This is a genomic window from Kocuria sp. WN036 (assembly GCF_002287015.1).
Taxonomy (GTDB): domain Bacteria; phylum Actinomycetota; class Actinomycetes; order Actinomycetales; family Micrococcaceae; genus Kocuria; species Kocuria rosea.
The window spans coordinates 53,083-61,376 of record NZ_NSKF01000022.1; the positions used below are offsets into that span (position 1 = coordinate 53,083).

Consider the following 8,294-nt stretch of genomic DNA (forward strand, 5'->3'; position numbering starts at 1 on the left):
GCGGGTCACTCCTCCGGCCCGGTCACTCCTCCGGCCGGGTCCGCCGCCACGCGCCGCGGCCCGGGCGCAGCTTCAGGCCCAGCCGCATCCGGCGGAACTGGTCCCGGCGCCCCGGGGAGCCCTTCGCGTCGTCCTCGCCCGCGTGCCGGCGCGCGAGCAGGACGGCCGTGACGGCGGCGACCTCCTCCGGCGTGGGGCTGCCGGCCGTGAAGCGCAGGGACGGGGTGCCCTCGGCGGGCTGACGGGGGGTCACAGCGGGATGTTCCCGTGCTTCTTGGTGGGCATCGACGCCCGCTTGTCGCGCAGGGCCCGCAGGGCCTTGAGCACCTGCACCCGGGTCTCGGACGGGGAGATCACCGCGTCCACGTAGCCCAGCTCGGCGGCCTGGTAGGGGTTGAGCAGGCTCTCCTCGTACTTGCGCACCAGCTCGGCGCGCAGCGCCTCGACGTCCTCGTCGTTGTCCGCGGCGGCCTTGAGGTCCCGGCGGTAGAGGATCTCCACGGCGCCCTGGGCGCCCATCACACCGATCTGCGCGGTGGGCCAGGCCAGGTTGACGTCCGCGCCGAGCTTCTTGGAGCCCATCACGATGTAGGCCCCGCCATAGGCCTTGCGGGTGATCAGGGTGACCAGCGGGACGGTCGCCTCGGCGTAGGCGTAGAGCAGCTTGGCGCCGCGCCGGATGATGCCGTTGAACTCCTGATCGGTGCCGGGCAGGAACCCGGGCACGTCCACGAGGGTGAGGATCGGGACGTTGAACGCGTCGCAGTGGCGCACGAACCGGGCCGCCTTCTCGGAGGCCGCGATGTCCAGGGTGCCGGCGAACTGCATGGGCTGGTTCGCCACGACGCCCACGGTGTGCCCCTCGACCCGGGCGTAGCCGATCATCACGTTGGGGGCGTAGAGGGCCTGCATCTCCAGGAAGTGCCCGTCGTCGACGATCGCCTCGACCACCGCGCGCATGTCGTAGGGCTGGTTCGCGGAGTCGGGGACCAGCACGTCCAGGGCGAGGTCCTGGTCGGTGACCTCGTCCTCCTGGTCGTGGTCCACCAGGGGTGCCTCCTGCAGGTTGTTCGCCGGCAGGAACTCGAGCAGCTCGTGCACGAAGTCCAGCGCGTCCTGCTCGTCCTCGGCGAGGTACGTGGCCGTGCCGGTCGTCGCGTTGTGCTGGCGCGCCCCGCCCAGCGTCTCCATGTCCACCGTCTCGCCCGTGACCGTCTTGATGACGTCCGGTCCGGTGATGAACATGTGCGAGGTCTTGTCGACCATCACGATGTAGTCGGTCAGGGCGGGGGAGTAGGCCGCCCCGCCCGCGCACGGGCCCATGATCAGCGAGATCTGCGGGACCACCCCGGAGGAGCGGACGTTCATGTTGAAGATGTCCGCAAACATGGCCAGGGAGGCCACGCCCTCCTGGATCCGTGCCCCGCCGCCGTCGTTGATCCCGATGACCGGGCAGCCGTTGCGCAGGGCGAACTTCTGGACCTTGACGATCTTCTCCCCGTTGACCTGGGACAGCGACCCGCCGAAGACCGCGAAGTCCTGGGAGTAGACCGCCACCAGGCGCCCGTCCACCGTGCCGTAGCCGCTGACCACGCCGTCGCCGGGCAGCTTCTTCGACGCCATCCCGAAGGCGGTCGAGCGGTGGGTCGCGAGGGCGTCGAACTCCACGAACGAGTCCTCGTCCAGGAGCATCTCCACGCGCTCGCGGGCGGTGTTCTTCCCGCGGGCGTGCTGCTTCTCGACCGCCGCCTGCCCCGCGGGCACCTCGGAGCGGGCCCTGCGGTCGTGGAAGTCGGCGATCTTGCCGGCGGTGGTCGTCAGGTCGTGGGTCACAGGCACCTCGTGGTCTGGTACGCGGCCGGCCCGGCGGGCCGATCGGTCCGGTCCGGGGTGGTCAGGGGACCTGCTCACTCTAGTCCGCGGCCGCGGGGGCCTCCGTTGTAGAACTCCTACAAAATCCGTGCCCGGGTCCGGGGGACACGGGACGGTGCTCAGCCGACGCTGCCGAGGACCACCTTCCAGGGGCGGACGGTCCGCTCGGTGACCACCCCGTGGCGCACCAGCGGGTCCTCGTCGGTGAGCCGCTCGACCGCCCCGGCGTCCTCGGCGGCGAAGACCAGCAGCGCGCCGGGCGCGCCGTCGTCGTCGAAGGGACCGGACGCGAGCAGGTGCCCCTGCTCCACGAGCCCGCCGAGGTACTGGCGGTGCTCCGGCCGGCGCGCGGCCAGGACGTCGGCGGGCCCGCCGTAGACGTAGGTGACGGCGAAGGTCGTGCGGTTCTCGGCTGCGCTCACGGTGGCTCTCCCGGGGGTCGTGCCGCGGCCCCGCCCGGCCGGACGGGACCGTCCAGCCGGTTCCCGGGGAACGGGGCTACTACTGTGGATGTGGTCCGAACACTACGCGGACGGCGCCCGGCCGGACAGCACCGACCGCCCCGGCCCGTGCGGACCCGCCCGTGACGACCGGCCCCTGACGACCGACCCGAGGAGCACCGTGCCCGACCCCTGCGCCGCCGACCTGCGCGAGCCCGCCCTGCTCGCGGCCCTGGCGGACCTCGGCCTGGGGCGGATCGACGTCCTCGACGAGGTCGGCTCCACGAACGAGCACCTGACGGCCGCCGTCACCCGGCAGGCGCGCGGGCCCCGCCCGGACCGGCCGTGGACCGACCTGTCCCTCGTGCTCACCGGCCACCAGAGCGCCGGGCGCGGCCGGCTGGACCGGGTGTGGACCACCGAGCCCGGCACCGCGCTGACCTTCAGCCTCCTGCTGCGCCCGGCGGACGCGCGCGGCCGCCCGCTGCCCACCCAGCACTTCCCGTGGCTGACCCTGCTGATGGCCGCGGCCGTCGTCGACGCCCTGGACGGGCTCGCGGCGGCCGGCGCGCGGATCAAGTGGCCCAACGACGTCCTGGTGGACGGACGCAAGACGGCCGGGCTGCTCGCAGGCCTCGTGCTGGACGCGCAGCACCCGCCGGCGGTGGTCCTGGGCACGGGCATCAACGTCGCCCAGGAGGAGCTGCCCGTGGACACGGCCACGTCCGTCCGGCGCGCCACCGGCCGCGAGGTCGAGCGCGCCGCCGTCCTGCGGGCCGTGCTGGGCGCGTTCGTCCCCGTCTACCGGCAGTTCTGCGCGGACCCGGAGGCCGCCGTGCGCCCGGACGGGCCGCTGCGCGCCCGGATCACCGAGCGGATGGAGACCATCGGACGCCCGGTGCGCGCCGAGCTGCCCGGCGGGGCCGCCCCCGTCACGGGCACCGCGACGGGCCTCGGCGAGCACGGGGGCCTGCTCGTGCGCGAGGACGGCGGCGCCGAGCGCGAGGTGACGGCGGGCGACGTGGTGCACCTGCGCCCGGCCCCGGACGCCCCCGGGACGGCCTGAGCGTGCCCGCCCGTCCCGCCCTGCAGCCCGGGGAGCGCGTGCTCGTGTCCACACGGGCCCACGGCGCCCGGCTGACCCGGCCCTTCCTGGTGCTGCTGCTCACGGTGTTCGCGCTCTCCTTCGCCCAGCGGGCCCTCGAGCTGCGCTGGCGCCCCGTGGCGGAGCCGTGGACCACGGTGCACGCCGGGGTGGAGCTCACCCTGCTCGTCGCGGCCGGCTGGGTGGTGCTCCGCAGCTGCCTGCGCCCGCTGGTGCGGTGGTGGCGCACCCGCTACGTGCTCACCACCCGCCACCTCGTGCTGCTGCGCCCCGGCGGGGCCCGCAGGACCGTGTCGCTGCCCCTGCAGCAGCTGCGCCGGGTCTCGGTGGAGCGCCGGCGCGGTCCGGCCCTGGGCCGGCACGACGGGCGCGTCGTGGCGGACTTCGGGCCCTTCGGCGGCCTGCGCCTGGAGCACGCCCCGGAGGCACAGCGCCTGGCCGGGCTGATCCGCCGGGCCGCCGAGGACGAGTGGGCGGCGGGCGGCGGCGCCGGCCGGGCGGGGGATCCCGGTCCCGGTGGGGGTGCGCCGTGGCTCCGTCCCACTAGAGTGGACCGCGACGCGGTCGTGGCACCACGCCCGGGCCCGTCCGGCGCCCCGCGCCGACCGTGGAGCCGGCGGGCCGTCCACCAGGAACAGGAGTGACGTGTGGCGAGTGAGGACCCGGAGAACCAGGGCGAGCCGGAGCTCGGCCCCCAGACGGCACAGCTGAACCTGAACCTGCACAACCCCGTCCAGGCCAACCTGTACCGCTCGGACGAGTCCAAGGCCGCCGTGCAGGCCCTCGAGCAGACCCTCCTGGGCTCCGAGCGCGACCTGCGCCGCCGGGAGGCCGCGCGCCGGGGCGGGCTGTCCCTGCTGTCCGCGCGGAAGGTGTGGCGGGCCCTGGGCTTCCCGAACCTCACCGACGACGACCTCTGGTTCACCGAGCAGGACTCCGAGGCCCTCCGGGTGCTGTCCACCATGGTCCTCGAGGAGAAGGTCACAGAGGAGGCGGCGCTGTCCCTGGTGCGCTCGATCGGGCAGATGACCGACCGCATGGTCGTGTGGCAGGTCGAGGCGCTCGTCGAGGACATGGTCGTCCACCGGGGCATGACCGACGCCGCCGCCCGGCGGCAGCTGCTGCACCTGCTGCCCGACCTCATCGACGCGATCGAGAACCTCCTCGTCTACTCGTGGCGGCGGCAGATGAACGCCGCCGTGCAGCGGCTCGCGATGCGCGTGGAGCGCCCGGACGGCTCGACCGCCACCGGCCCCACGTCCGACGACGGGGCGTCCGCCGTCCTCCCGCTCGCTCGCGGGGTGGGCTTCGCGGACCTGGTCTCCTACACCTCGCTGTCCCGGCAGATGAACGAACGGACCCTGGCGAACCTCGTGCAGCGCTTCGAGAACCGCTGCGCCGAGGTGATCGCCGTGGGCGGCGGCCGGCTCATCAAGACCATCGGGGACGAGGTCATGTTCCTCGCCGAGACCCCCGAGGGCGGGGCCCAGATCTCCCTGGCCCTGGCCCGCGCCATCCGCGACGACCCCGAGCTGCCGCAGGCGCGCGTGGCCTTCGTCTGGGGGCGCGTGCTGCCGCGGCTCGGGGACATCTACGGGCCCACGGTGAACCTCGCCTCCCGGCTCGTGTCGCTGACCGAGCCGGGCTCCGTGCTCGTGGACGCCTCGACCGCCGCGGTGCTCTCCGGCGACGACCGCTTCATCCTCCTGCCGCAGCCCACCCGCAACGTGCGGGGCTTCGGCGACGTCCAGCCCGTCGCGCTCTCCCAGGGCGCCGGTCCCGGGCTGGAGGTCGACTTCGAATGAGCGCACCCCTCGTCATCCGCGCGGGCGCGTCCACGGACCGGGGCCTGCGCCGGGAGTCCAACGAGGACGCCCTGGTGGTCACGGCCGCGATGTGCGCCGTGGCGGACGGGATGGGCGGGCACGAGGCCGGTGAGGTGGCCAGCGCCCTGTGCGTGCGCACCCTCGGGGCGTCCCCCCTGTTCCAGCTGGAGGACTTCCGCTCCTTCGAGGTCCTCGAGCCGGAGCCGCCCCGGGACATCGCCCGGTTCCGCGCCGTCGTGGAGCGCGAGCTGCGGCTGGACCCGGAGATCCCCGAGGACGCGATCGAGGCCGTCCGGCGCGTCCGGTCCGTGCTGTGGCAGGCGGACCAGCACATCCAGCACGCCGTGGAGGGCCGGGCGGGCACCACCGTCACCGGCGTGTGGCTGATGCGCATCGACGGGCGCATGCTGTGGGTCGTGTTCAACACCGGCGACTCCCGGACCTACCGGCTGGTCTCGCCCCAGCCCGGGGGGCGGGCCGGCGAGGGCGAGGGCGGGCCGCGGATCGAGCAGCTGACCGTGGACCACTCCGAGGTGCAGTACCTCGTGTCGATCGGGCAGCTCACCGCCTCCCAGGCGCTCGTGCACCCGCGCCGCAACGTGATCACCCGCGCCCTGGGCACCGGCCAGGTGTGGGAGCCGGACGTGTGGGTGCTCCCGGCCCGGCACGGGGACCGGCTGATGCTGTGCTCGGACGGGCTGACCAACGAGCTGAGCCCCGCCCACATGGCCCGGGTGCTCGCCTCGGTGCCCCACCCGAAGGAGGCGGCCGACGTCCTGCTGCAGGCCGCGCTGCGCACCGGGGGGCGGGACAACGTCACCGTGATCGTGGCCGACGCCGTGCGGCCGGGGGAGTACGCCCCCGGCTTCTGAGCCGCGCACGCCGCGTCCCCCGAAGTGGGGGGCATCATGATCCGTCACAACGGCACCGCTCCCACCAGGCCTGTTTACCTTTGAGAACATGGTTCTCTCGCGCCGCTCGTTCGTCCTCTCCGGCCTGGTGCTCGCCGCCTCCGGGGCCTTCGGGGGCGCCCTGACGGAGCTCCCCGCCGGCCGGCGGCCGTTCGTGCTGTGGGGCTCCTCCTCGGCGGCCAGCGCCCTCCACCGGGACCGCCCCCGGGGCTTCCCCGCGGTGCGCATCGACGACCTGCTCTCGCAGCTGCTGGAGGTGCCCGGGACCTCGCGCGCGGTCAGCGGCGACCGGTCGTGGCAGACCCTGGCGATGCGCAGCAGCGCCCACCCCTACCTGCCCCGGCTGGGCTCCGGCTACGGGGTGGGGCGGATCCCGGCCCACGGGTCGCTGGTCGTGCCCACGGTGGACGGCCGGGTGCCCAGCGTCCACCTCGCGATCCCGGGCACCGTCTCCGGTCTGCCGTGCACGATCCAGGCCGTGGGGCGGGACGAGGGGGACGTGGTGCTGCGCCGGGCGGTCCCGGGGGCCGAGCTCGAAGTGGCGCCCGCGTCGGAGGCCCGCTGGCGCACGGCGCTGGAGGAGGAGCACCGGGGCCACGTCCACCTGCTGTGGACGGGCAAGAACAACATCGAGGACCCGGACCAGGTGCTCTCCGACACCCGTGCCGCGTGGGGGGTCGAGCCGGGCACGTCCGTGGTGATGGGCCACTGGCACACCGCGGCCGACCGTCCCGGCACCGCGGGGTGGGAGGAGGTGCGCGCGGTGAACGCGGCCCTCCGGGCCGAGTACGGCGACCGGTTCTACGACACCATGGCCGATCTGCGCGATCCCGGTCTCTGGTCCCTGGCGCCGCTGCGGGCCCACCGGATCGGGGCCTCGCCCGCGGACCGCCGGTGGCTGGGCCTGGGGCTGCCCCCGCGCTCGGTGGTCGCCGCGGACCGCCGGCACCTGAACGCGCTGGGCAACACGATCGTGGCCCACGGTCTGCACCGCCACCTGACCGGCGCGGCGGGTCTCTACTGAGCGCTGCGCGGCCCCGGAGGTCACACCCGGGTCCCGGGGCCCGGACCTCTTGCGCCGGAGCACCGGGCGCCCTAACATACAACCAAATGGTTGTACGAAATGAGCTGACGGACGACGAGGTCGACCGCATCTTCCAGGCCCTCGCGGACTCGACGCGACGGGACATCGTGGTGCGGGTGCTGCGGCAGGAGCAGTCGGTCTCCGCGCTGGCCGCGCACTACCGGATGAGCTTCGCCGCCGTGCAGAAGCACGTGGCGGTGCTCGAGCGGGCCTCGCTGGTCACCAAGGAGCGGCGCGGCCGGGAGCAGGTGGTGCACGCCGGGGTGGCCACGCTGCGCCGGGCGGCGGCGCTGCTGGCGGACTACGAGCAGATCTGGCGCGGGCGGGCCCGCGCCATCGAGGACCTCCTCGCCGAGGAGACGCCCCCGGGGGACCCGGGGCCCAGGAGGAAGGGAGTATGACATGCCAGTCATCGACGTGCACAAGGACACCGAGGCACTGACCCTGACGTTCGTCGCGGAGTTCGCCGCGGACGTCGAGCGGGTCTGGGAGGTCTGGGCCGACCCGCGCCAGCTCGAGCGCTGGTGGGGCCCGCCCGAGTGGCCGGCCACCTTCGAGGAGCACGAGCTCTCGGAGGGTGGGCGGTGCCGCTACTACATGACCGGCCCCGGCGGGGAGAAGGCCCGGGGCTGGTGGACGGTCACCGCCGTGGACCGCCCGCACCGGCTGGAGTTCGACGACGGCTTCGCGAGCGAGGACGGCGAGCCCGACCCCGCGCTGGGGGCCACCCACGGCGTCGTGACGTTCGAGGCCGTCGACGGCGGGACGCGGATGACCACGGTCTCGACCTTCGAGAGCGCGGACCAGCTGGAGCAGATGTCCGCGATGGGCATGGAGGAGGGCATGCGGGAGGCCATGGGCCAGATCGACGGCCTCCTCGCCGGCGCCGTCCCCCGCTGAGCCGCCGGCGGCCCGGCCGCCGACGGCGCAGCCCTCCCCGGTCCTCGCCCGCGCCGCGGGACCGGACGACGACGCCGCCCCGGGGCCTCCGGGGCGGCGTCGTCACCGCCGGGCCCGCCGACGGGTGACGGCGGGCGACGGCGGGTCAGGCGTCCT

10 protein-coding genes are annotated in these 8,294 nt (G+C 74.6%); 7 read left to right on the plus strand and 3 right to left on the minus strand.

Annotation, left to right across the window (positions count from 1 at the left end; genetic code table 11):
- Positions 1–22: 22 nt before the first annotated feature.
- The 3 genes from CK505_RS13560 to CK505_RS13570 all read right to left on the minus strand — a co-directional run bounded on the left by CK505_RS13560 (position 23) and on the right by CK505_RS13570 (position 2,294).
- On the minus strand, positions 23–253 hold the full coding sequence (locus CK505_RS13560) for an acyl-CoA carboxylase subunit epsilon (RefSeq protein WP_095651400.1): 231 nt from the start codon (positions 251–253) through the stop codon (positions 23–25).
- Positions 250–1,833, minus strand: a complete 1,584-nt coding sequence (locus tag CK505_RS13565) for an acyl-CoA carboxylase subunit beta (RefSeq protein WP_017833849.1) — start codon at positions 1,831–1,833, stop codon at positions 250–252. The genes CK505_RS13560 and CK505_RS13565 overlap by 4 nt, the downstream gene beginning before the upstream one ends.
- A 158-nt stretch (positions 1,834–1,991) precedes the next feature.
- Entirely contained in the window at positions 1,992–2,294 is a 303-nt protein-coding gene (locus CK505_RS13570) for a YciI family protein (RefSeq protein WP_035926444.1), read from the minus strand.
- 199 nt (positions 2,295–2,493) lie between these two features.
- Here CK505_RS13570 and CK505_RS13575 point away from each other — a divergent pair, with 199 nt between their 5' ends.
- The 7 genes from CK505_RS13575 (at position 2,494) to CK505_RS13605 (ending at position 8,138) form a co-directional block, all read left to right on the plus strand.
- Positions 2,494–3,378, plus strand: coding sequence for a biotin--[acetyl-CoA-carboxylase] ligase (locus CK505_RS13575; protein ID WP_176475351.1), 885 nt, complete (start codon positions 2,494–2,496; stop codon positions 3,376–3,378).
- A gap of 2 nt (positions 3,379–3,380) precedes the next feature.
- The gene (locus CK505_RS13580; RefSeq protein WP_095651402.1) at positions 3,381–4,061 is read left to right on the plus strand and encodes a hypothetical protein; all 681 of its coding nucleotides are present in this window, start codon (positions 3,381–3,383) and stop codon (positions 4,059–4,061) included.
- A gap of 63 nt (positions 4,062–4,124) precedes the next feature.
- Positions 4,125–5,222 carry an adenylate/guanylate cyclase domain-containing protein gene (locus tag CK505_RS13585; RefSeq protein WP_229588571.1) on the plus strand — a complete coding sequence of 366 codons (1,098 nt, stop codon included), beginning with the start codon at positions 4,125–4,127 and terminating at the stop codon, positions 5,220–5,222.
- Entirely contained in the window at positions 5,219–6,115 is an 897-nt protein-coding gene (locus CK505_RS13590) for a PP2C family serine/threonine-protein phosphatase (protein ID WP_095651403.1), read from the plus strand. The genes CK505_RS13585 and CK505_RS13590 overlap by 4 nt, the downstream gene beginning before the upstream one ends.
- An 88-nt stretch (positions 6,116–6,203) precedes the next feature.
- On the plus strand, positions 6,204–7,178 hold the full coding sequence (locus CK505_RS13595) for a hypothetical protein (protein WP_095651404.1): 975 nt from the start codon (positions 6,204–6,206) through the stop codon (positions 7,176–7,178).
- A gap of 86 nt (positions 7,179–7,264) precedes the next feature.
- Positions 7,265–7,639 carry a metalloregulator ArsR/SmtB family transcription factor gene (locus CK505_RS13600; protein ID WP_176475352.1) on the plus strand — a complete coding sequence of 125 codons (375 nt, stop codon included), beginning with the start codon at positions 7,265–7,267 and terminating at the stop codon, positions 7,637–7,639.
- Between the two features lies 1 nt (position 7,640).
- Positions 7,641–8,138 carry an SRPBCC domain-containing protein gene (locus tag CK505_RS13605; protein ID WP_095651405.1) on the plus strand — a complete coding sequence of 166 codons (498 nt, stop codon included), beginning with the start codon at positions 7,641–7,643 and terminating at the stop codon, positions 8,136–8,138.
- The last annotated feature ends 156 nt before the right edge of the window (positions 8,139–8,294 follow it).

What these genes read in the sequence shown, in the direction of transcription:
- CK505_RS13595 (WP_095651404.1), top strand. Translation starts at nt 6,204, where the DNA reads ATGGTTCTCTCGCGCCGCTCGTTCGTCCTCTCCGGCCTGGTGCTCGCC.
- CK505_RS13600 (WP_176475352.1), top strand. Translation starts at nt 7,265, where the DNA reads ATGGTTGTACGAAATGAGCTGACGGACGACGAGGTCGACCGCATCTTC.
- CK505_RS13605 (WP_095651405.1), top strand. Translation starts at nt 7,641, where the DNA reads ATGCCAGTCATCGACGTGCACAAGGACACCGAGGCACTGACCCTGACG.
- CK505_RS13590 (WP_095651403.1), top strand. Translation starts at nt 5,219, where the DNA reads ATGAGCGCACCCCTCGTCATCCGCGCGGGCGCGTCCACGGACCGGGGC.